The sequence below is a fragment of the Dietzia sp. genome (assembly GCF_036741115.1).
Taxonomy (GTDB): Bacteria; Actinomycetota; Actinomycetes; order Mycobacteriales; family Mycobacteriaceae; genus Dietzia.
The window spans coordinates 1-22,138 of record NZ_DAINST010000040.1; the positions used below are offsets into that span (position 1 = coordinate 1).

Consider the following 22,138-nt stretch of genomic DNA (forward strand, 5'->3'; position numbering starts at 1 on the left):
AGCCAGAACCTCATTCCCGGCGCCACAACCTCGCGGAAGCAACTCATCCAGCTTATCAGCGTGGCGCGGCCGGTGCAAACCGCCGCGCCGCTGAGTTAGTCGAATGACTCGAACCCGCAGCCCGTGAGGACGTCGACTCTAATGAGTCCCTCTCGAACTGTCAAGCTCTGATTCTCGCTCTGTCGGAGAAGAACCTTTCCCTTCCGGGTCGGCCCCGCTCGCTTGCGGCCTCAATTAAGTTACACACCCCGCGAAGCACTTACAAATCGCCTGGTCAGCGCGCGATCAGCCAGATCGTAGGACAATTCCGGCGGGTCGAACAGCCCCGCCGCGGCGCCCAAGCCCTTATCCCAGCCGGCCGGCGAAAGACCTGGGCACAGGCGGCCGAAACACGGGGTCGGCAGAGGACTTCCGCCACGGAGTACGCAAAAGGGCCGGCGACAGGGTCTCCCCCGCCACCGGCCCTCGTGGACTTCGCGATCAGTTCGCCGTGCGGCGCACTCCGGCGAATGTCTTCTTCCCCCTGCGCAGAACCAGCCACGTCCCGTGGATCCAGTCCGCGTCCCCGGGAGTCCATTCGACGTCGGCGATCTTCTCGTTGTTCACGGCGACGCCGTTCTCCCCGATCGCGCGGCGCGCGGCACCCTTGCTCTCGCAGAGTCCCGTCTCCACGAGGAGATCGACGATGGTCGCGCCCGAGCCCGCTGCGTACTCGGCGATCTCGGTTTCCCTGAGGGCCGCGCCGAGCGTGGGTTCGTCGAGCTCGCGAAGTTCGGCCTTGCCGAAGAGCGCCTGTGCGGCGAGTTCCACCTTGTCCACGGCGGCTCGGCCGTGGACGAGCTCCGTCATGTGCTCGGCGAGGGTGCGCTGGGCGGCCCGGAGATGCGGCTTCTCCGCCGTCACGCGTTCCAGTTCTTCGATCTCCTCACGTCCGAGGAACGTGAACCACTTGAGGAATCGGACCACATCGGCATCTGCGGTATTGAGGAAGTACTGGTACCAGGTGTACGGGCTGGTGCGCTCAGGATCGAGCCACAGGCTCCCGCCGCCGGTGGACTTGCCGAACTTCTTGCCGTCGGCGGTGGTCACGAGCGGAACGGTGAGCGCATGCGCCGCCTCTCCGTCGACGCGACGGATCAGGTCGACGCCCGAGACGATGTTGCCCCACTGATCGGAGCCACCGATCTGAAGGGTGACCCCCTCGGAGCGGCGGAGCTGGAGGAAGTCGTTGGCCTGCAACAGCATGTAACTGAACTCGGTGTACGAAATGCCGTCGCCCTCGAGCCGGCGCTTGACGGTGTCCCGCCCGATCATCGTGTTGAGCGAGAAGTGCTTACCGATAGTGCGGAGGAACTCGATCGCCGTGAGGTGTCCGGTCCACTGCATGTTGTTCACCATGAGCGCCCCGGTGCGCGGATCGCCGAAGTCGACGAAGCGCTCGAGCTGGCCGCCGATCTTCTCCGACCATTCGGCGACGACGTCCGAGGAGTTCATCACCCGCTCCCCGACATCGCGCGGGTCACCGATCATCCCCGTCGCCCCGCCGGCCAGGAGCACGGGCCGGTGCCCGGCCAGCTGGAAGCGCCGCAGTGTGAGGAGCGGAACGAGATGCCCCGCATGGAGGCTATCCGCCGTGGGGTCGAAGCCCGCGTACAGGGAGATCCGCCCGGCGGCGGTGTGCTCGGTGAGTTCGTCGATGTCCGTGGACTGCGCGATGAGTCCGCGCCACGTGAGGTCGTCGATGATGCTGGAGTTCGACAATGTTGTCCCGATCGTCCTGATCTGTGTACTTGCTCCGCCGGTGGTTTCGCCGGCGATCCCTTGTCGGCCGGGGAGCCCCTGGGCCGGCGACGAGCCGTGCTAGCGCCGGAGCTCCGCGTCGAGCGCGGCCTGCTCGGCTTGCCCTGCCTCCGTGGCCTCGTCCGCGAGAAGAACGGGGATCCCGTCCTCGATCCGATAGACGAGGTGGAGCCGCGGGTTGTAGAGGCGGTCCCCGGACACCGGGGACAGCGGCCCGCGGTCGACGGGGCACGCGATGATCTCGAGCAGACGCGGATCGAGCGAAGTCATGCCAACAGGATACGTCCCCACCGGTCCGAAGCACCCGACCGCACCGTTGCAGCGCGTCGAGAATTGGAAAGCGGAGGAGCCGGGGAGTACAAGCCTCCCCGGCTCCGGGTCCTCTATTCGAGCCTTCTATCCGCGCTCTCCGGTTCCGCTCCCTAGTCCTGACGGCGCAGGCCGGGAACCTCCTTGCCGATCCATTCCCTGGCTTCGGCGAGGGACTCGGCGACGACCGCCCGCTGCCGGGCGACCGCCGCACTCGCCGTGCCGCCGCGCGCATCGCGCGAATCGATCGAACCACGGACGGTGAGGACCTCGCGCACCTGCGGCGTGAGAGCCGGGTCCGCGGAGGCGAGCTCGTCGTCGGTGAGCTCGTCGAGCCCCACGCCCCGCTTCTCGGCGATGCGGACGCACTCCCCCGCCGCCTCGTGGGCGACACGGAACGGCACGCCCTGGCGCACCATCCACTCGGCGATGTCCGTGGCGAGCGTGAACCCCGCGGGTGCGAGCTGCGCCATCCGCTCGGGATGGAAGGTGAGCGTGCCCACGAGACCGGCGATCGCCGGGAGGAGGAGGTCGAGCTGGGCCACGGAATCGAAGACCGGCTCCTTGTCCTCCTGCAGATCCCGGTTGTACGCGAGCGGCTGCGCCTTGAGGGTCGCCATGAGACCCGCGAGATTGCCGATGAGCCTGCCGGTCTTACCGCGCGCGAGCTCCGCGACGTCCGGGTTCTTCTTCTGCGGCATGATCGACGAGCCCGTCGACCACTCGTCGGCGAGGGTCACGTACCCGAACTCCGGCGTGCACCAGGCGATGATCTCCTCGGACAGCCGCGACAGGTCGACTGCGATCTGCGCGAACACATACGCCGCCTCGGCGGCGAAGTCCCGCGAGGACGTCGCGTCGATCGAATTGTCTGCCGCCGCGTCGAAGCCGAGCTCCTCCGCGATGGCGTCGGGATCGAGGCCGAGGGAGGAACCGGCGAGGGCGCCGGCCCCGTACGGCGATACCGCGAGACGCCTGTCGAGGTCACGGATCCGGCCGAGGTCGCGGAGCAGCGGGTGCACGTGGGCCAGGAGCTGGTGTGAGAGGAGCACAGGCTGGGCGGCCTGGAAGTGGGTCTTCCCCGGCATCGCCACATCGGGATGCGCCTCCGCCTGCGCCAACAGGGCACCTGCGACGTCAGAGACGCCGGCGGCAACCCGACGCGACGCCGCGCGGAGCCACATGCGGAATTGCGTGGCGACCTGGTCGTTCCTGCTGCGACCCGCGCGGAGGCGGCCGCCGACCTCGGGGCCGACGCGCTCGATGAGCCCGCGTTCGAGGGCGCCGTGGACGTCCTCGTCCCCCGGTGCTGCGACGAACGCACCCGAGGCGACGTCGGCGTCAAGACGGTCGAGCCCTTCGAGCATGGTCTCGAGGTCTGCCTCGGAGAGGAGGCCGGCCCGCGAGAGCACACGGGCGTGTGCCTTTGAGGCAGCGATGTCATACGGTGCGAGGACCCAATCGAAATGCGTCGACTTGCTCAGCGCCGCCATCGCCTCGGCGGGGCCGCCGGCGAATCGGCCGCCCCACAGGGCCCCGGCATTGGTGCCGTGCCGGGAGTCGCCCGGGCCATCGGCGCCTGCAGCGTTGTCCGGGGCGCTCACAGCTTGCGGTCCCGCTTCGACGCGATCTGCGAGGACAGGCCGTGGAGCTGGACGAAGCCCTTCGCGTGGGACTGGTCGAACGAATCGCCCTCGTCGTACGTCGCGAGGTTGAAGTCGTAGAGCGACGTGTCCGACTTGCGGCCGTTGACGCTGATGTGCCCGCCGTGCATGACCATCCGGACGTCGCCGTTGACCGCCTGCTGGGTGTCCTCGATGAACGCGTCGAGGGCGCGCTTGAGCGGCGAGAACCAGAGGCCGTCGTAGACGAGGTCGGTCCAGCGCTCCTCGACGGTGCGCTTGTAACGGCCGAGCTCGCGCTCGATGGTGACGTGCTCGAGCTCCTGGTGCGCGGTGATCAGGGCCATCGCGCCCGGCGCCTCGTAGATCTCGCGGCTCTTGATGCCGACGAGGCGGTCCTCGACGACGTCGATTCGGCCGACGCCCTGGGCGCCTGCGCGGCGGTTGAGCTCCTCGATGGCCTCGAGCACGGAGACCCGGCGGCCGTCGATCGCGACGGGCTTGCCGGCCTCGAACGAGATGGTCACCTCGTCGGGCGCGGCGAAGTTGACCGTCGGGTCCTCGGTGTAGTCGTAGACGTCCTTGGTCGGGGCGTTCCACAGGTCCTCGAGGAAGCCCGTCTCGACGGCACGGCCCCACACGTTCTGGTCGATGGAGAACGGCGACTTCTTGGTCACGGTGATCGGGATGTCGTTCTGCTCGGCGAACTCGATCGCCTTCTCGCGCGTCCAGGCGTAGTCGCGGACCGGGGCGATCACGTCGAGCTCGGGCGCGAGGTTCATGAACCCGACCTCGAAGCGCACCTGGTCATTGCCCTTACCCGTGCAGCCGTGCGCCACGGCGGTACCGCCGTGCGCCTTCGCGGCCTCGGTGAGGTGCTTGACGATGAGCGGCCGCGAGATCGCGGAGACCAGCGGGTAGCGGTTCATGTAGAGACCGTTGGACTTGATCGTCGGGAGGCAGTACTCCTCGGCGAATTCGTCGCGGGCATCGACGACGATCGACTCGACGGCTCCGCAGTCGAGCGCACGCTGGCGGACCGCGTCCATGTCGTCGCCGCCCTGGCCGAGGTCGATGGCGACGGCCACGACCTCTGCCCCCGTCTCCTTGCCGATCCAGCTGATCGCTACCGAGGTGTCGAGTCCGCCCGAGTAGGCCAGAACAACGCGATTTGCCATGGTGTCTCGCTCCTTTGCGAAAGGTATTCGTTCTTCGTATCTTCTTCGATTATGACGGCACCGGCCGCAGCCGGCGTGGACCGGTGCGCTTCGCCGCCGGGCTCCGTGACCTTCCGGCGAGGTGCTCGGCCGGCCCCGCTACTGGGCGAGCCGAGCCAGCAGCTCGGCGAGCGCCTCCCCCGTGACCGGCTCCCGGGCGAGCACGAAGATCGTGTCGTCCCCGGCAACGCAGCCGACGATCTCGGGCAGGTTCGCCCGGTCGATCGCGCTCGCGAGGAAATTCGCCGCGCCCGGCGGGGTGCGCAGCACCGCGGTGTTTCCGCTGAAGTCCATGCTGGTCATCAGCTCGGACAGCAGCTTCGCTAGTCGGTCGGTGCCGCCGTGCACCCCGGGGACGGGGCGACCGTCCTCGGGGAGGACGTAACGGCCGACCCCGCCGTCCGCGGCCCGCATTTTGATCGCCCCGAGCTCGTCGAGATCGCGGCTTAGGGTCGCGATGGTCACCGCGATCCCCGAGGCGCCGAGCGCGGCCGCGAGCTGGTTCTGGCTGCGCACGTCCTGCCCGTCGAGGATCTGGGCGATGACGGCGTGCCGCGCGGCTTTCGTCACGGGCGCGCGCGCCGGCCCATTGCTCTCGCTCATCGTTATCGACCCCCTTGCGATCCGCGGACCCGGGCTAAGACTGGCCGAGCAGCCAGGCGAGCAGGGCTTTCTGCGCGTGCAGTCGGTTTTCCGCCTCGTCGAACACTCGCGACGCGGGGCCCTCGATGACCTCGTCGGTGATCTCATTGCCGCGATACGCCGGGAGGCAGTGGAGCACGATCGCACCGTCGGCCGCCGCGTCGACGAGCTCCTGGCCGAGCTGGTAGGCGCGCAGGTCCGCGACCCGCTGCGCCCCCTCTTCTTCCTGGCCCATCGAGATCCACGTATCGGTGATGAGCACATCGGCGCCCTGCGCCGCCGCGGCGGCATCGGCGGTGACCTCCACCGAGCCACCGGTCTGCGCGGCGATCGCCTCGGCCGCGGAGACCACCTCGGCCTCCGGCTGGTATCCGGCGGGGGCCGCGATGGTGATGTGCATTCCCGCCGTGGCGAAGCCGAGGAGGTACGAGTTCGCCATGTTGTTCGCGCCGTCGCCCACGTACGTGGCGCGCAGTCCGGCCGTCTTCCCGCCGAAGTTCTCGCGCACCGTGAGCAGGTCGGCGAGGATCTGGCACGGGTGGAACTCGTCGCTCAACGCGTTGACGACGGGCACCGGGGAGTTCTCGGCGAGCTCATCGAGGCCTGCCTGGGCGTAGGTGCGCCAGACGATCGCGGAGACGTAGCGGCCGACCACGCGTGCGGTGTCCGCTATGGTCTCGCCCTTGCCCATCTGCGAGGAGCTCGTGTCGACGATGATCGGGTTGCCGCCGAGCTCGGCGATGCCCGCGTCGAACGAAAAGCGCGTGCGGGTCGAGGTCTTGTCGAACAACACGGCTACCGAACGCGGCCCCGCGAGCGGGGTGTAGCCGTAGCGATCGGCCTTCATACTCGTCGCGAGGTCGAGGATCTCGGCCTGCTCGAACGGGCTCACTGAGTCGTCGCGGAGGAAGTGGCGGGGGCTCATGTGGGTTCGCTTTCTCTGGTGTTCGGGAATGCCGTGATCGGCCTGCGGGCCGGGCTAACGGTCGTTCGTGTCAGTGTTCTCGCTCGCCGCGCCATCGAGGAGGCCCGGGAGCGCGGAGAGGAACGCGGCGATCTCGTCCTCGGAGACGATGAGGGGCGGCGCGATCCGGACCACCGAGGCGCCCGCCGTGCCGACGATGAAGCCCGCATCCCGGGCTGCCTCGACGATCTGCGCCGCGACGGGCTCGGCAAGCGCGATGCCGATCAGGAGGCCGCGGCCGCGCACCTCGGTGACCAACGGGTGGTCGAGCATTTCGATGTCCGCCGTCATGAGCCTTCCGAGACGGTAGGCGTGGTAATCGAGGTGCTCGGCGGCGATGGTGTCGAGCACGGCGAGCGCCGCCGCGGCGGCAATGGGATTCCCGCCGAAGGTCGAGCCGTGCTGCCCTGGCCGCAGGAGCTCGCCCGCCGCTCCGATACCGAGGACGGCGCCGATGGGGAGTCCGCCGCCGAGCCCCTTGGCCAGTGTGATCACGTCGGGGACGATTCCGGCGTGGCGCGAGGCGAACATCGCCCCGGTCCTGCCGATGCCCGTCTGTACTTCGTCGCACACGAGGAGGATGCCGTACTCGTCGCAGAGTGCGCGGACATCGGCAAGGTATCCCTCGGGCGGCGTGTGGACTCCGGCCTCGCCCTGGATGGGCTCGAGGACGATCGCCGCCACGTCACGGGGGTCGCCGGATTCGACGACGGTGCGAAGGCCGTCGATGTCCCCGTACGGAAAGAACTCGGCGCCCGCGGGCATGGGTTCGAACGGCTCGCGCTTGTCCGGCTGCCCCGTGATCGAGAGCGCGCCCATCGTGCGCCCGTGGAATCCGCGCTCTGCGGCGAGAATCCTGCTCCGCCCCGTGAGCCGCGCGATCTTGAACGCCGCCTCGTTCGCCTCGGTGCCGGAATTGCAGAACATCGCCCGGACCGGGGCCTCGACGTCGAGCGCAGCGCCGAGCCGCTCGGCGAGCTCGACGGTCTTCGGGTGGATGTAGATATTCGACACGTGACCAAGCGTGGCCACCTGCTCGGTGACCGCCCCGACGATCGCGGGATGGGCGTGCCCCAACGAGTTGACGGCGATCCCCGAGAACAGGTCGGTGTACGTCGTGCCCGCGCTGTCGGTGAGTCGCGTGCCCGAGCCCGAAACGATTTCGAGGGACGGCGTCCCGTAGTTCCCCATGAGCGCGGCGTCCCACCGGCCCGTGAGGGTCTTGTCCGTGTTCGCGCTGTCGCTCATGCCCTGTTCCTCACGTCGTGGTCGCCCTTGCTCACCATCGTCCCGATGCCGCCCTCGGTGAGCAGCTCGAGGAGCACGGAGTGCGGGATGCGGCCGTCGATGATCTGCGCGGCCTCGACTCCGTGTTCGACGGCGTAGAGGCAGGATTCCATCTTGGGGATCATCCCCGAATCGAGACTCGGGAGAAGCTCGCGGAGCCGCTCGGAGCCGAGGTAGGAAACGAGCGAACCGCGGTCCGGCCAGTCGGCGTAGAGGCCCTCGATATCGGTGAGCATGACGAGCTTGATCGCGCCGAGCGCCTCCGCGAGCGGTGCGGCGGCGATGTCGGCATTGATGTTGTAGACCTGCCCGCCGGGGCCGGGCGCGATGGTCGAGACCACGGGGATGCGGCCGGCGTCGATGATGTCCATGACCGCACCCGGGTTGACCTCGACGACGTTGCCGACGAGGCCGATATCCACCTGCTCGCCGTCCACGCTCGCGTACCGCTTCTCTGCGGTGAAGAGCTGCGCGTCCTCCCCCGAGATTCCGACGGCGTAGGGGCCGTGGGCATTGATGAGCCCGACGAGCTCTCGGCCAACCTGGCCGAAGAGCACCATCCGCACGACTTCCATGACCTCCGGGGTGGTGACCCGGAAGCCGCCGCGGAACTCGCCCTCGAGGCCGAGGCGGCCGAGCATCGCATTGATCTGCGGGCCCCCGCCGTGGACGACGACGGGTTTGATCCCGCAGGTGCGGAGGTAGACCATGTCCTCGGCGAACGCGGCCTTGAGTTTGGCGTCGACCATGGCGTTGCCGCCGTATTTGACGACGATGATCTCGTTGTTGAACTTCTTGAGCCACGGCAGCGCCTCGACGAGAACGTTGGCGCGGACGTACGAGGAGAGCCCCTCGAGCACCTCGGCGATCGAGTCCTCCGCGCTGGCGCTGGCGCTCCGGGCGGGCGGGACGTCCGCTGCTGCGCCTGCCGGCTCGTTCCCGCTGCTTTCGGACATCTCTTCCGTCTCCCCTGCGTTCGGTGTCGCGGCCGGGGCCGCGCCCCACCGTTCGTGCTCTACTTTTGTCTAACGTATTTTTGTCGTACTGCTACTGCCCGCCGGAGCCCCCTGCGCCTACCGGGGCTCGGGAGTGAATCCGACCCCGGCGCCGCCGAGGCTGTCGAGCTCGAACGAACCGTGCTCGGCGGCGATGCGCCGCGCCTCGGCCTCTGGATCAGAAACCGCGCAAATGGCGATCTCGATGGGACCGACCTCGTCCCCCGCAGCATTGGAGACGACCTCCGCCGCCCTCTCGACCATGCGGTGGACCACGTCGAAGCCCTTCTCCGCGATCGGCGGGCAGCCCGCGCTGAGCACCAGCCCGCGAAGGCCCCGCGCGTGCGCCTTCTGCCTGGTCCACGCGAGTTCCGCGCTGCGGTCGGCCCCCTCGATGTCGATGCGCATCGTGGTCCCGCGCGGGAAGCCGACGATGCGCACGGGAACGGATTCGAGGTCCGTGGCGGTCGCGATCTCGCGGGCCCCGCCGGCGGCCGCGCCCGTCACGGCGCGATCCCGACCAGCGGCAGACCGTCGGTCTCGGGCAGGCCGAGCGCGAGGTTCATAGACTGGATGGCCCCGCCGGCGGTGCCCTTGGCGAGATTGTCGATCACGGAGGTGACGATCGCGACCCCTGCCGAGGCATCCACCTCGACACCGATCTGGACGACATTGGAGCCGAGGACGCTCGCCGTCATGGGCTGCTGGCCCGCGGGGAGCACGTGCACGAACGGCTCGCCCGCATACGCGTCCTCGTAGGCTGCACGGATGGCCTCGACCGAATGCTCGGTGGGAATGACGGCGGTGGTGAGGATCCCCCTCGCCATCGGTGCGAGAACGGGCGTGAAGGAGACGGTGGGCGCGGGCGTCTCGGCGACGCCGGCGAGCCGGGCGACGTTCTGCGCGATCTCGGGGATATGCCGGTGGACCGCGACGCCGTAGGCCTTCGCCGATCCGTGGACCTCCGCGTGGAGCATCGGAACCTTCGCAGCCTTGCCCGCACCCGAGGAGCCGGTGACGGAGACGATGGAGATCTGTCCGCCGAACAGGCCGGCCGTGATGCCCGGCAGGAGCGCGAGAGTCGCGCCGGTCGGGAAGCAGCCGGGCACGGCGATGCGCTTGGTGTCGGCGAGGATCTTGCGCTGGCCCGGAAGTTCCGGCAGACCGTAGGGCCACGTGCCCGAGTGTTCGGTGCCGTAGTACTTCTCCCATGCCTCGGCGCTCTCGAGCCGGTGGTCCGCGCCGAGGTCGATAACGAGGACGTCGTCCGCGAGCTGCGCGGCGATGGCGCCCGAGTGGCCGTGCGGGAGACCGAGGAAGACGACGTCATGTCCCGCGAGGGTTTCCGGGGTGGTCTCCTCCAGGACCCGATCGGCGAGCGGCAGGAGGTGCGGGTGTGACGTGCCGAGCGGCTCCCCCGCGCTGGAGTTCGCAGTGAGCGCGCCGATCTCGATCTCGCCCGAGCGCACGCCCGGATGATCAAGGAGGAGGCGAAGGACCTCGCCCCCCGCGTATCCCGAGGCTCCGGCAACGGCAATGGAAATCGTCATGCCGCAATGGTGCAACTTTTTACGAGTCGATGCAAGTTCTTACAGGTTTGGCGTGGCGTCTGCGGCACGCGCTCACGTACTCGGGCCTGCCCTGCTCTATCCGGCCTGGGCTCGCCCGGCCTGCTCAGGCGAGGTGTGCGCCCCTGGTGTTCCAGTTGTGGTCGAGCGGACCGCTCCCCTCTCCGACCTCGAGCTCGAGGCCGCCGAGGAGGGCGCCGTCCATCCACGGCCTGACCCGCGCGTACGCCTCGGACCATGAGCTCGCGCCGACGCTCGCGGTGGCGAGGGCCGAGGACATCGAGCAGCCAGTTCCATGGGTATTGGGCGTGTCGATGCGCGTGAACGGCAGTTCCTCGACGCGCGCGCGCCCGTCCTCCGTGGTGATGAGCACGTCTGCGTGGCTCGCGTCCTCGAGGTCCCCGGTCGTCGCGAGGACCGCGGTCCCGAGCTCTGCGTGGGCGGCCCGCGCCTGCTCGAGGACCTCACCGAAAGTCTTGGCGGCAGCCTCCGCGCCGGCAAGAACGCCGAGTTCTGGGACATTGGGCGTGACGATCGAGACCCGCCGCGCCAGATCGACGAGCGCGACGTTGGCATCGTCGGTGGACAGCCGGCCGCCCGTGGTCGCAGCCATGACCGGATCCATGACGACGACCGGCGGGCGGACACGATCGAGCCACTCGGAGACCGTGCGGACGATATGGGCCTCGCCAAGCATCCCGATCTTCACGGCGTCGATCACGACATCGTCCGAAATCGAATCGAGCTGGGCGCGCAGTGCCTCCGCGGTCTGCGGATAGACGCCGCGGACGCCGAGGGTGTTCTGCGCCGTGAGCGCCGTGACAGCGCCCATTCCGTACCCGCCCATCGCGGCGATCGATTTGAGGTCGGCGAAGAGGCCGGCGCCGCCCGTCGGATCGGTGCCGGCGATGGAGAGGACGCGCGGAACGCGCCTCGGAGAACTTCGCACAGCGTTTCCCGCAGAGCTACCCACGCAGCACGGCACCCGTCTGCTCTCCGGCGCGGGCAACGGCCTTATCGCGCAGCTCGCTCGCCTCGTCCTCGGTGAGCGTGCGATCAGCCGCGCGGAAGGCGAGCGCGAACGCGAGGGACTTCTTGCCCTCGCCGACCTGCGCGCCGGTGAACACGTCGAAGAGCCGGACATCCTCGCAGAGCTCGCCCGCACCTTCGGCGAGCGCGGAACGCACGGCGGCGGCGGGCACGTCTGCATCCACGACCACGGCGACGTCCTGGAGGACGGCAGGGTAGGCGGAGATCGCGGGGGCCGGGAGGATCTCCGCGGTGCCGAGGGCGTCGAGGTCCATCTCCATGGCGCACGTGCGCGGCGGGAGCTCGAGTCGCTCGAGGACGGCAGGGTGCAGCTCGCCGGCGTGGCCGACGACCCGCTCGCCCTCAGCACCCGGGGCGGCGCCCGCGCCACCGGCGGGCACGACGATCTCGACGCAGCGGCCCGGGTGCCACGGCGCGTACTGGGCGGCGCGGACCTCGATCTCGACGCCGGCATTGCGCGCGACCTCGCGGGCCGCCTCGACGGCGTCGAGGGCGTCGGCGGGGCGGCCGTCCCCGGCGTGCCCGGAGGGCACGCGCTCACCGATGTAGAGGGAAGCGACGTGCAGCGGCTGCGCGGGCAGGCTCGCGTCGAGTTCGGCGATCTCGGCGTCGGACGGGCGACCGGAGACGTCGAGGACTCCGAACGGGCGCGTGTTCTCGGTGCGGATGCTCACCTGCGACAGCGCGAAGATCGCGAGCGAGCGGCGCCCGCGCGCGAGGTTGCGGCGTGCCACGTCGATGAGCGGCGGAAGCAGCGTCGAGGCGAGGCGGTTCTGCTCGGCGTCGAGCGGGTTGAGCAGCTCCATGGTGCCGCGGCGCGGGTCGTCGTCATCGAGACCGAAGGCGTCGAACACCGACTGCGAGAGGAACGGGAACGCGGGCACCTCCACGTGGCCCGTGTAGGCGAGACCGTGGCCGATGGCCCGACGCGCGCGCTGGGCGCGCGTGAGCCCGCGGCCGGACGGCGCGGCAGGGAGCACCGAGGGGATCGACTCGAGACCCTCGAGGCGCAGCACCTCTTCGACGAGGTCGGCGGGAATCTGGAGGTCGGGCCGCCAGCTCGGCGGGGTGACGGCGAGCGTCGACCCGTCCTCGGCGACAGTGCAGCCCACCTGACGGAGACGGTGCGCCGCCGTGCCCGCCGGGTACTCCACGCCGGCGACCTCGCCCGGGTACTCGGGCCGGAGGGCGATGATCGGCATCTCGGGGATCCCGCCGAGGTCCGTGAGTTCGCCTTCGACGGTGCCGCCGGAGATCTCGGCGAGCAACGTCGCCGCCCGCTCGAGCGCGGCGAGCGTGATGCCCGCATCGACGCCGCGCTCGTAGCGCTTCGCGGCCTCGCTGGGCAGTTTGTGCCGACGAACGCTGCGGAACACGTGCAGCGGCTCCCATACGGCGGCCTCGAGGAGGATGGTCGTGGACTGCGGCGTGACCTCCGTGGAGGCCCCGCCCATGACGGCGGCCAGCGAGATCGGCCCGCGGTCGTCGCAGATCACGACGTCTTCCGTGGACAGCGTCCGCTCCTGGTCGTCGAGCGTGCGCAGGGTCTCGCCTTCGCGGGCGAAGCGCACCTCGAGGCCGCCCTGCAGCGAGTCCGCGTCGAAGGCGTGCAGCGGGTGACCGAGCTCGAGCATGACGTAGTTCGTGACGTCGACCGCCGGAGAGATGGGGCGGATGCCGGAGGTGAGCAGCCGCTTGACCATCCACCACGGGGTCCGTGCCGCGGGGTCGACTCCCGTGACCTTGCGGGCGGCGAAGCGCTGCACGCCCGCTGCCGGGTCGATCTCGACTTCCCAGGCGGGCCCGGCTGCCCGATCGCGGTCATTCGCGGCGTCGCTCGACTCGACGGGCTCTGCGAAGTCGAGATCGAAGCCACAGGCGAGCTCGCGGGCGAGCCCGCGCGCGGAGAAGCAGTATCCACGGTCCGGCGTGATGTTGAGCTCGATGACGGTGTCGTCGAGCCCGAGGAGATCCTGTGCCGAATCTCCCGGCTCGCCGGTTCCCTCGCGCAGCGTGATAATCCCGCTGTGGTCCGTGCCCACGCCGAGCTCGGAGGCCGAGCAGATCATGCCCGCGCTCGTGCGCCCGTAGGTCTTCCGCGCATTGATCTCGAAGCCGCCGGGCAGCACCGTGCCGGGCAGGGCGACCACGACGAGGTCGCCCTCGGCGAAGTTCCGGGCGCCGCACACGATCTCCTGCGGCTCGGCGTTCCCCACGTCGACGAGGCAGAAGCGGATCGGCTTCTTGAAGCCCTCGAGCTCCTCGATCGACCGGACGCGCCCGATGACCAGCGGCCCCTCGATCGTGGGCAACTGCTCCGGCGTGCCCTCGACCTCGAGGCCGACGGAGACGAATCCTGCGTCGAGCTCTTCCGGTTCGACGCTCCAACCTGCGTTGGCACGCTGGACGATCTCCGTGAGCCAGGACTGCGCGATAAGCACGGTGGGTGTTCCGCCTTTCCCTCTGTGGGGTCCCCGCGTGGGGAATCCCGCGATGCGGTGGTATTCGAGGTGTTTGCTCTATGGGTGCTGCTCGGGGCGAGCCGGTCGAATTCAGGCCCGGATGCGTGGGTCAGGCCCGCACGCCGAAGGGCAGGGAGAAGCGGACGTCTCCCTCGATGATGTCGCGCATGTCCGAGATCCCGTTGCGGAACTGGAGCGTCCGCTCGAGGCCCATGCCGAACGCGAAGCCCGAGTAGACCTCGGGATCGATCCCGCAGGCGGTGAGCACCTTGGGGTTGACCATGCCGCAGCCGCCCCACTCGACCCAGCCGGCGCCGCCCTTCTTGTTCGGGAACCACACGTCGACCTCGGCGCTGGGCTCGGTGAAGGGGAAGTAGTTCGGCCGCATGCGGGTCTTCGACTCGGGGCCGAACACCGCGCGAGCGAGGTGGTCGAGGGTGCCGCGCAGGTTAGCGAGCGTGAGCCCCTTGTCGACCGCCAGTCCCTCGATCTGGTTGAACACCGGGGTGTGAGTCGAGTCGATCTCATCGGTCCGGAACACACGACCCGGGCAGGCGACGTAGATCGGCGGCTCGTGATGGAGCATCGTGCGGATCTGCACCGGAGATGTGTGCGTGCGGAGAACTTGGCGGCTGCCCTCGGGGCCGACGTGGAAGGTGTCCTGCAGCGTGCGCGCCGGATGATCGGGGAGGAAGTTGAGGGCGTCGAAGTTGTAGTACTCGCTCTCGAGCTCGGGCCCCTCGGCGATTTCCCAGCCCATCGCCACGAAGATGTCGGCGACCTGCTCGGAGATGATCGACACGGGGTGCTGGGCGCCGCGCGGGGCACGGTCCGAGGGGACTGTGAGATCCAGCGTCTCCTCGACGAGGACCTGCGCGTCGCGCTCGGCGAGGAGCTCGGCATTGCGGGCGTCGAAGGCTGCCTGGGCGCGCTGGCGGGCGGCGTTGACCGCCTTGCCCGCCGCGGCCTTCTGTTCCTTAGGCAGGGAACCGAGCGAACGCCTGCTCAGCGCGATCGGGCTCTTGTCCCCGAGGTGTGCGGACTTCGCGGCGGCGAGTTCGTCGAGGCCGGCTGCGGCCGCGAAGGCCTGTTCCGCGGCGTCCGCGTACGACTCGAGCGCCTCCTCGGTGACCTCGACGTTCTCGGGTGCTCCCCCTGCAGCCAAAGCAGTCCACTCCCTCTCGGTTGGTCCGGCACGGTGTCCGGATCAGGATAGTCGATCGGCGGTGCTCAGCCCGCCGCCGGATGCGCCGCAGCACTGCTGTGGAGGCAGATCGCCGCCGCGGTCGCGATGTTGAGGCTCTCGGCCCGGCCGCGCAGCGGGATCCGCACGCGCGCGTCGGCGGCGTCGCGGAGCTCGGCGGGCACGCCGTGCGCCTCGTTGCCGAACACCCACGCGCTCGGCTCCCGGAGCAGCTCGGCGCCGTCGGCCGAGGTGATGTCCACTTCGCCGTCACCCGTCGCCACGAGCAGGGCGAGCCCGCGGGACCGTGCCCGTTCGGCCACTTCGTCGACGGGGATGCCGCGGACCACCGGCACATGGAACAGACTGCCCGCAGAGGCCCGGACGGCCTTCGCCCCCTCCGGATCCGCGGAATCGGCGGTGAACCACACCTCGTCCGCCCCGAGCGCGTCCGCCGCCCGGATGAGCGTGCCCACGTTCCCCGGTTCCGCGAGCGCCTGTCCGATAGCGACGATCCGCAGCGGCTCCGCCGCGGACTCGGCGCCGGCCCCATCGGGGGCATCGGCAGCATCACGGGAGGAGGCCCCGTCCCGGACCACCGAGCGGCACAGGGCCACGAGCCCCGGAGGGGTAACGGTCGCGGACAGGGAAGCCATACCCCGGTCTGTGACGACGGACAGCGGGATCCCCGCATGGGAGACGCCGCCGAGGAGGGAGGCATGGCGGTCGAGCGCCTCCGCCGTCACGAAGACCTCGAGGGCGGCGCCGGCCGACACTGCTGCCTCCACCTGATTCGGGCCCTCGGCGAGGAAGCGGCCCGCCTTGCGCCGGGCGGCGGCGCGATGGAGCTTGGATGCGAAAACGACCCGCGGGGTCCGTTCTGTGAACGGATCCGCGGGTCGTCCCTGGAGTTCGGCAGAGGCCATGTGGCGTATCTCGACTCTCCTGTTTGTGCTCGGCTGCCTAGGCGGCCGGGGCGTTGACGTCGGCCGGGAGGGCCTTCTTCGCGACCTCGACGAGGCCGGAGAACGCGGCCGGGTCCGAGACGGCGATCTCGGCGAGGTTCTTGCGATCGACCTCGACGCCGGCGGCCTTGAGGCCCTGGATGAACCGGTTGTAGGTCATGTCGTTCGCGCGCGCCGCGGCGTTGATGCGAGCGATCCACAGCTTGCGGAAGTCGCCCTTGCGCTGGCGACGGTCGCGGTAGCTGTAGGTCATCGAGTGGAGCATCTGCTCCTTGGCCTTGCGGTACAGGCGCGAGCGCTGGCCGCGGTAGCCCTTGGTCGACTCGAGAACTGTCCGGCGCTTCTTCTGGGCGTTGACCGCCCGCTTTACACGTGCCACGTGAATGTCCTTTTCCTATGGGGTCGGCGCCTCTCGGCTGCTCGACCGAAAGTTTCTTGCTGCGGGTCCTAATACGTCGCCGTGCGCGGCCCGGGGCCGCGGGCGACTACTGCCCGAGGAGCTTGTTGATGCGGGAGACGTCGGCCTTGGCGACCTCGGTGCGGCCGTCGAGGCGGCGGGTGCGCTTGGTCGGCTTCTTCTCCATGATGTGGCGACGGTTGGCCGACTGGCGGACGAGCTTGCCGGTGCCGGTCTTGCGGAAGCGCTTGGCGGTGCCCTTGTGGGTCTTCATCTTCGGCATGGTTAATCCTTTGACACTCTGGACGGGGCGCCGGCGGTGGGTGTCCACCGGCGCCGTGTTCTGGCGGTCTTTACCGAGTCGCGCTACTGCGCGCTCGACTCCTTGGACTGCGGGGTGGCCTTCTCCGAGGCGCCTCGGGCCTTCGCATCCTGCGCCTTGGCGCGGGTCTTCTGACCCCGGTGAGGTGCGACGACCATCGTCATGTTTCGACCATCCTGCTTGGCGTTGGTCTCGACGAAGCCGTAATCGGCGATATCGTCTGCCAGGCGCTGGAGCAGGCGGAATCCGAGCTCCGGACGCGACTGCTCGCGGCCGCGGAACATGATGGTGACCTTGACCTTCGAGCCCTTCTCCAGGAAACGGACAACGTTCCCCTTCTTGGTCTCGTAGTCGTGATCATCGATCTTCGGACGGAGCTTCTGCTCCTTGACCACGGTCTGCTGCTGGTTCTTGCGGGCCTCGCGCGCCTTCTGCGCGGACTCGTACTGGAACTTGCCGTAGTCCATGATCTTGGCCACCGGGGGCCGTGCATTCGGCGCGACCTCGACGAGGTCGAGATCTGCCTCGAGAGCCAATCGCAGTGCGTCCTCGACGCGAACAATTCCGACCTGTTCGCCTCCCGGACCCACAAGACGGACCTCGGGGACTCGGATTCGTTCGTTAATGCGGGCTTCGTTGCTGATGGGGCCTCCTCGGTAGTGCCAATTCTCGTGGTCGACTCACAAGTGGCCAGGTGCCCGCCGCTCCCCCGATCCCGCGCTGATCGCGCGAGGCGGGCGGAAAAGCAAAAAGCCCATCCGAAGATGGGCCTGTGCACACCGACGAAGAACCCGAGGATCGGGTTCTCGCGGTGGACCATCAAGCTGCCGGTCGACCGGTGCCGGATGGTGGGAGCAGGCTCCACTTGTGTTGGCCGTCCCCGCCGGGGACGACACAATCAGTCGTTGGTACACGATAGCACAGGTCCGGGTCCCGCCCAAACCGCGCGAGCTGCGGGATCGCGCGTTCCGCATCCGCTCCGGTTCCGTTCTGGGCGCGTTCTGGCTCCACGCGCCCGCGTGGCACAGTATGGGCATGAGCGAAACCCCCGAGCACCACGACAGCCTCGACGACCTCCTCGCCGGAGGTGGACACGCCGATGGCGAGCACGATGTCGATGTCTTCGAGCTTGCGGACGTCCCGGCGCAGGAAGTGATCCTGCGCTCGGTGATGGTCCTGATGAGTGCCGCGGCCGAGAAGCTCGGCCTGTCGTCCGAGGACCCCGCTGCGAGCCCGCACCTCGACCTCGACGAGGCGCGCCGCCTGATCGACGCGCTCTCAGGGCTCGTCGCCGGCTCGGTCGAGTACCTCGGCCCGCAGGCCAACAACATCCGCAACGGTCTCCAGGGACTGCAGTACGCGTTCCGCGAGGCGTCCGCGGTGCCCGACGAGCCGGGCAAGGGCCCCGGCGAGCGCTTTACCGGGAAGCTCTTCTAGCGATACCCGCCGGGCAGCGGCCGGAGACTTGCGCGCCGCGGCTGCGTCGCCCGCGGGCTCAGCGCAACTTACGAGCCCGCGAGCGTGCGGACTGCGCCTTCTTCTCCGGCGCGGGCTTGGCGCCGGTCGCGGACTGTGCTGCCGGATTCTCGGCAGCCGCTGCCGTGGACTTTTTCGCTGCCGCCTTCTTCGCCGGAGCCTTTTTTTCGCTTGCCTTTGTTGCGGACGCCTTTCTTGCCGAGGATTTCCGCGCCGTCGACTTCTTGGCCGCCGACTTCTTCGCCGCGCCCGCGGCTGTCTCCCCTGCCTCGTATGACTCGACAGGGACCGGCTCCTCGCCCGAGAGGATTTGCGCGAGGAACTGCCCCGTGTAGCTCTCGGCGACCTCCGCGACCTGCTCCGGAGTGCCCTCGGCGACCAGCGTGCCGCCGCCGCTGCCGCCCTCCGGACCCATGTCGATGATCCAGTCGGCGCTCTTGATGACATCGAGGTTGTGCTCGATGACGAGGGCCGTATTGCCCTTGTCCACGAGACCCTGCAGCACGCGGAGCAGCTTGTTGATGTCCTCGAAGTGCAGGCCCGTGGTCGGCTCGTCGAGGATGTAGACCGTCCGGCCCGTCGAGCGCTTCTGTAGCTCCGCGGCGAGCTTAACGCGTTGTGCCTCGCCACCGGACAGGGTGGTCGCCGGCTGCCCGAGACGAACGTAGCCGAGCCCGACCTCGGTGAGCGTGCGCAGGTAGCGGTGGATCGAGGTGATGGGCTCGAAGAACTCCGCCGCCTCCTCGATGGGCATGTCGAGCACCTCGGAGATGGTCTTGCCCTTGTAGAGGATCTCGAGCGTCTCGCGGTTGTACCGCGCTCCCCCGCACACCTCGCACGGGACATAGACGTCCGGCAGGAAGTTCATCTCGATCTTCAACGTGCCATCGCCCTGGCAGGCCTCGCACCGGCCGCCCTTGACGTTGAACGAGAACCGGCCGGGGCCGTAGCCACGAACCTTGGCCTCGCTCGTCGCGGCGAAGAGGCCGCGGATCTTGTCGAAAACCCCGGTGTAGGTGGCCGGGTTGGAGCGGGGCGAGCGGCCGATCGGCGATTGGTCCACCTGGACGAGCTTGTCGAAATCCTCGAGGCCTTCGATACGGCGGTGGCGCCCGGGGACCTGCCGCGCACCGTTGAGCACATTGCCGAGGGTGGTGGCGAGGATGTCGTTGACCAGCGAGGACTTCCCCGACCCCGATACGCCCGTGACCGCGCAGAGGATGCCGCCGGGAAAACGCACGTCGATGTTCTTGAGGTTGTTCTCCTTGGCCCCGATGACGTTGAGCGAGCGCGGCTGATCGGAGGCGCGGCGACGTTCGGGCAGCGCGATGCTTCGCTTGCCCGCGAGGTACTGACCGGTGAGCGACTCCTCGTTGTCGAGAAGTCCTTTGTATTCGCCCGAGTAGACGACGCGTCCGCCGTGCTCGCCGGCGAGCGGACCGATGTCAACGACCCAATCGGATGCGTGGATCGTGTCTTCGTCGTGCTCCACGACGATGAGCGTGTTGCCGAGGTTGCGGAGGCGCACGAGCGTGTCGATGAGCTTGCGGTTATCCCGCTGATGGAGGCCGATCGACGGCTCGTCGAGCACGTAGAGGACCCCGGCGAGGCCGGAACCGATCTGGGTCGCCAGGCGGATGCGCTGCGCCTCCCCGCCCGAGAGCGAACCCGCGACCCGGTCGAGTGAGAGATAGTCGAGCCCGACATCGAGGAGGAACGTGAGCCGCGCCTGGATCTCCTTGAGGACCTGCCCGGCGATCATCTGTTCGCGCTGACCGAGCACGAGGGCGTTGAGGAACGCCGAGCAGTCCGAGATGGACATCCGAGTGACATCGGAGATGGAACGGTCCTCGCCCGAGGGACCCGCGAGCGTGATCGCGAGGATCTCGGGGCGCAGGCGCGTACCGCCACAAGCGGAACACGGGACATTGCGCATGTACCCCTGGTAGCGCTCTTTCTGCGACTCCGAATCCGTCTGTGCGAGCCGGCGCTTGAGGAACGGCATGACGCCCTCGAACTTCGCATCGTACGAACGGGAGCGGCCGTAGCGGTTCTTGAAGCTAACCCGCACTTTGATCGGCGCGCCATGCATGACGGCGTCCTGCACCTCGCTGGGGAGCTTGTTCCACGGGGTGCCCATGGACACGCCCATGTGATCGGCCAGGCCCTGGAGAAGGTGCTGGAAGTACGACTGCGACATTCCGCCGGTCCACGGGGCGATCGCCCCGTCCTCGAGTGAGCGCTCGGGGTCCGGGACCACGAGCTCCGGGTCCACCTCCAGTTGGGCGCCGAGGCCATCACACACCGGACACGCGCCGTACGGGCTGTTAAACGAGAACGAGCGCGGCTCGATCTCGTCGATCCCGATGGGGTGGCCGTTGGGGCACGCCATGGTCTCGGAGAACGAGCGCACGCGGTTCGGATCCCCATCCGGGAGATCGACGAAATCCGCGACGACGATCCCGCCGGCGAGCCGCAGCGCGGTCTCCACCGAATCGGTGATGCGCTGCTTCGAGGACAGCTTGACGGAGATGCGGTCGACGATGACGTCGATATCGTGCTTCTCCTGCTTCTTGAGCTTCGGCGGGTCCGAGAGCTGGATACGCTCCCCATCGACCATTGCGCGGGCGTAGCCCTGCGACGCGAGGTCCGCGAACAGGTCGACGAACTCGCCCTTGCGCGTGCGCACCACCGGGGCGAGCACCTGGAAGCGCGTGCCCTCCTCCATCTCGAGGATCTGGTCGACGATCTGCTGCGGGGTCTGCCGCGAAATGACCTCCCCGCACACGGGGCAGTGCGGGGTGCCGGCGCGGGCATAGAGGAGCCGGAGGTAGTCGTAGACCTCGGTGATGGTGCCTACGGTCGACCGCGGGTTGCGGTTCGTGGATTTCTGGTCGATCGACACCGCCGGCGAGAGGCCCTCAATGAAATCGACATCCGGCTTGTCCATCTGCCCGAGGAACATGCGCGCGTACGCCGACAGCGATTCGACGTAGCGCCGCTGGCCCTCCGCGAAGATCGTGTCGAACGCGAGGGACGATTTCCCGGAGCCCGAGAGGCCGGTGAACACGACGAGAGAATCCCGCGGGATGTCGATATCGACACCTTTGAGGTTGTGCTCCCGCGCACCGCGGACTACCAGCCGATCGATCAACACCCACTCCATTCCGGACCGTCTACGAAGCGGTCCGTTCCCGACTGCACGAGGGCGCCTGCGACGCCCAAAGGCACTGCAGTGCAATCTACCCGCCGGGTCCGACAATTTCGGTCAGCCGTCATTCCCATAGGGCCTCATCGGGCGGCAGGGGCGGTACCGTACCGGTATGAGCACAGACGACATCACCTTGCTCGACGACTACACGGGACATCTGCCCGGCCGCGGTACGGCGGCGCGTTTCACCACCACCGGAGCGATCGTCACGAAGATCTCGCTCGGTGATATGGACAACAACGCCTACCTCGTCGAGTGCCAGGATTCCGACAAGGTCCTGCTCATCGACGCCGCGAACGATGCCGATGCGCTGATCCGTTTCCTCCGCAACTATCGCTCGGTGCGCGGCCTCGAGGTCTTCACGACCCACTCGCACGCCGATCACTGGCTCGCCCTCCGCGAGGTCCTCGCAGAGTTCGACGCCACACACATCGTCCCTGCCGGTGACGAAGCCGACATCGACGTCCCCGCCGACCGAACGGTCTCGAACGGCGAGACCCTCGAGTGCGGGCGGATCTCGCTCGACGTCGTCACCCTCCACGGGCACACGAAGGAGGGTGCGGCGCTCGTGCTGCAGGACGGCGGGCGGACCCATATCTTCACCGGCGATTCGCTGTTCCCCGGCGGGCCCGGCAAGACCGGATCCCCCGAGGACTTCACCACCCTGA

The 22,138-nt window shown here is 68.7% G+C and carries 20 protein-coding genes; 2 read left to right on the top strand and 18 right to left on the bottom strand.

All coding sequences use genetic code 11. The features are described from left to right. Window positions 1–480: 480 nt before the first annotated feature. The 17 genes from tyrS to infC form a co-directional block, all read right to left on the bottom strand. A complete protein-coding gene (gene tyrS, locus V7E05_RS07815; protein ID WP_333619106.1) occupies window positions 481–1,761 on the bottom strand; it encodes a tyrosine--tRNA ligase in 1,281 nt (426 codons plus the stop codon). Between the two features lie 99 nt (window positions 1,762–1,860). Then, window positions 1,861–2,070: a Trm112 family protein gene (locus tag V7E05_RS07820; protein ID WP_333619107.1), complete on the bottom strand. Its 210-nt coding sequence runs from the start codon at window positions 2,068–2,070 to the stop codon at window positions 1,861–1,863. A 152-nt stretch (window positions 2,071–2,222) separates the two neighbouring features. Next, window positions 2,223–3,713, bottom strand: coding sequence for an argininosuccinate lyase (gene argH / locus V7E05_RS07825; RefSeq protein ID WP_333619108.1), 1,491 nt, complete (start codon window positions 3,711–3,713; stop codon window positions 2,223–2,225). Next, window positions 3,710–4,909, bottom strand: a complete 1,200-nt coding sequence (locus V7E05_RS07830) for an argininosuccinate synthase (protein ID WP_333619109.1) — start codon at window positions 4,907–4,909, stop codon at window positions 3,710–3,712. The genes argH and V7E05_RS07830 overlap by 4 nt, the downstream gene beginning before the upstream one ends. Window positions 4,910–5,047: 138 nt before the next feature. Beyond that, on the bottom strand, window positions 5,048–5,551 hold the full coding sequence (locus V7E05_RS07835) for an arginine repressor (RefSeq protein WP_333619110.1): 504 nt from the start codon (window positions 5,549–5,551) through the stop codon (window positions 5,048–5,050). A gap of 34 nt (window positions 5,552–5,585) precedes the next feature. Beyond that, the gene (argF, locus tag V7E05_RS07840; RefSeq protein WP_333619111.1) at window positions 5,586–6,515 is read right to left on the bottom strand and encodes an ornithine carbamoyltransferase; all 930 of its coding nucleotides are present in this window, start codon (window positions 6,513–6,515) and stop codon (window positions 5,586–5,588) included. Window positions 6,516–6,569: 54 nt separating this feature from the next. Further along, window positions 6,570–7,802, bottom strand: coding sequence for an acetylornithine transaminase (locus V7E05_RS07845; protein ID WP_333619112.1), 1,233 nt, complete (start codon window positions 7,800–7,802; stop codon window positions 6,570–6,572). Next, the gene (gene argB, locus V7E05_RS07850; protein ID WP_442891633.1) at window positions 7,799–8,701 is read right to left on the bottom strand and encodes an acetylglutamate kinase; all 903 of its coding nucleotides are present in this window, start codon (window positions 8,699–8,701) and stop codon (window positions 7,799–7,801) included. Before argB ends, V7E05_RS07845 begins: the two co-directional genes overlap by 4 nt. Before the next feature lie 213 nt (window positions 8,702–8,914). Next, the gene (locus V7E05_RS07855) at window positions 8,915–9,343 is read right to left on the bottom strand and encodes a hypothetical protein (RefSeq protein ID WP_333619113.1); all 429 of its coding nucleotides are present in this window, start codon (window positions 9,341–9,343) and stop codon (window positions 8,915–8,917) included. Beyond that, window positions 9,340–10,386 (bottom strand): N-acetyl-gamma-glutamyl-phosphate reductase, encoded by a 1,047-nt coding sequence (gene argC, locus V7E05_RS07860; protein WP_333619114.1) that lies wholly within the window; start codon window positions 10,384–10,386, stop codon window positions 9,340–9,342. Before argC ends, V7E05_RS07855 begins: the two co-directional genes overlap by 4 nt. 124 nt (window positions 10,387–10,510) lie before the next feature. Next, a complete protein-coding gene (gene thiD, locus V7E05_RS07865) occupies window positions 10,511–11,353 on the bottom strand; it encodes a bifunctional hydroxymethylpyrimidine kinase/phosphomethylpyrimidine kinase (RefSeq protein WP_333619115.1) in 843 nt (280 codons plus the stop codon). 16 nt (window positions 11,354–11,369) lie between these two features. Continuing rightward, window positions 11,370–13,895, bottom strand: coding sequence for a phenylalanine--tRNA ligase subunit beta (pheT, locus tag V7E05_RS07870; RefSeq protein ID WP_333619116.1), 2,526 nt, complete (start codon window positions 13,893–13,895; stop codon window positions 11,370–11,372). Window positions 13,896–14,025: 130 nt separating this feature from the next. After that, complete coding sequence (gene pheS, locus V7E05_RS07875) at window positions 14,026–15,081, bottom strand: phenylalanine--tRNA ligase subunit alpha (RefSeq protein ID WP_333619117.1); 1,056 nt, start codon at window positions 15,079–15,081, stop codon at window positions 14,026–14,028. Between the two features lie 65 nt (window positions 15,082–15,146). Then, window positions 15,147–16,025: a TrmH family RNA methyltransferase gene (locus V7E05_RS07880; RefSeq protein WP_333619118.1), complete on the bottom strand. Its 879-nt coding sequence runs from the start codon at window positions 16,023–16,025 to the stop codon at window positions 15,147–15,149. 37 nt (window positions 16,026–16,062) lie between these two features. Continuing rightward, window positions 16,063–16,443, bottom strand: a complete 381-nt coding sequence (rplT, locus tag V7E05_RS07885) for a 50S ribosomal protein L20 (RefSeq protein WP_333619119.1) — start codon at window positions 16,441–16,443, stop codon at window positions 16,063–16,065. Between the two features lie 106 nt (window positions 16,444–16,549). Then, entirely contained in the window at window positions 16,550–16,744 is a 195-nt protein-coding gene (rpmI, locus tag V7E05_RS07890) for a 50S ribosomal protein L35 (RefSeq protein ID WP_333619120.1), read from the bottom strand. 83 nt (window positions 16,745–16,827) lie between these two features. Next, complete coding sequence (gene infC, locus V7E05_RS07895) at window positions 16,828–17,427, bottom strand: translation initiation factor IF-3 (protein WP_333619127.1); 600 nt, start codon at window positions 17,425–17,427, stop codon at window positions 16,828–16,830. Window positions 17,428–17,818: 391 nt separating this feature from the next. On the opposite strand from infC, the gene V7E05_RS07900 reads away from it, so the two are divergent. Next, the gene (locus tag V7E05_RS07900) at window positions 17,819–18,220 is read left to right on the top strand and encodes a DUF1844 domain-containing protein (RefSeq protein ID WP_333619121.1); all 402 of its coding nucleotides are present in this window, start codon (window positions 17,819–17,821) and stop codon (window positions 18,218–18,220) included. A gap of 58 nt (window positions 18,221–18,278) precedes the next feature. Here V7E05_RS07900 and uvrA read toward each other — a convergent pair whose 3' ends face one another. Then, entirely contained in the window at window positions 18,279–21,413 is a 3,135-nt protein-coding gene (gene uvrA, locus V7E05_RS07905) for an excinuclease ABC subunit UvrA (protein WP_333619122.1), read from the bottom strand. 169 nt (window positions 21,414–21,582) lie between these two features. Between uvrA and V7E05_RS07910 the strand changes: the two genes are divergently transcribed. Then, a partial coding sequence (locus tag V7E05_RS07910; RefSeq protein ID WP_333619123.1) for an MBL fold metallo-hydrolase occupies window positions 21,583–22,138 on the top strand: 556 nt, incomplete at its 3' end.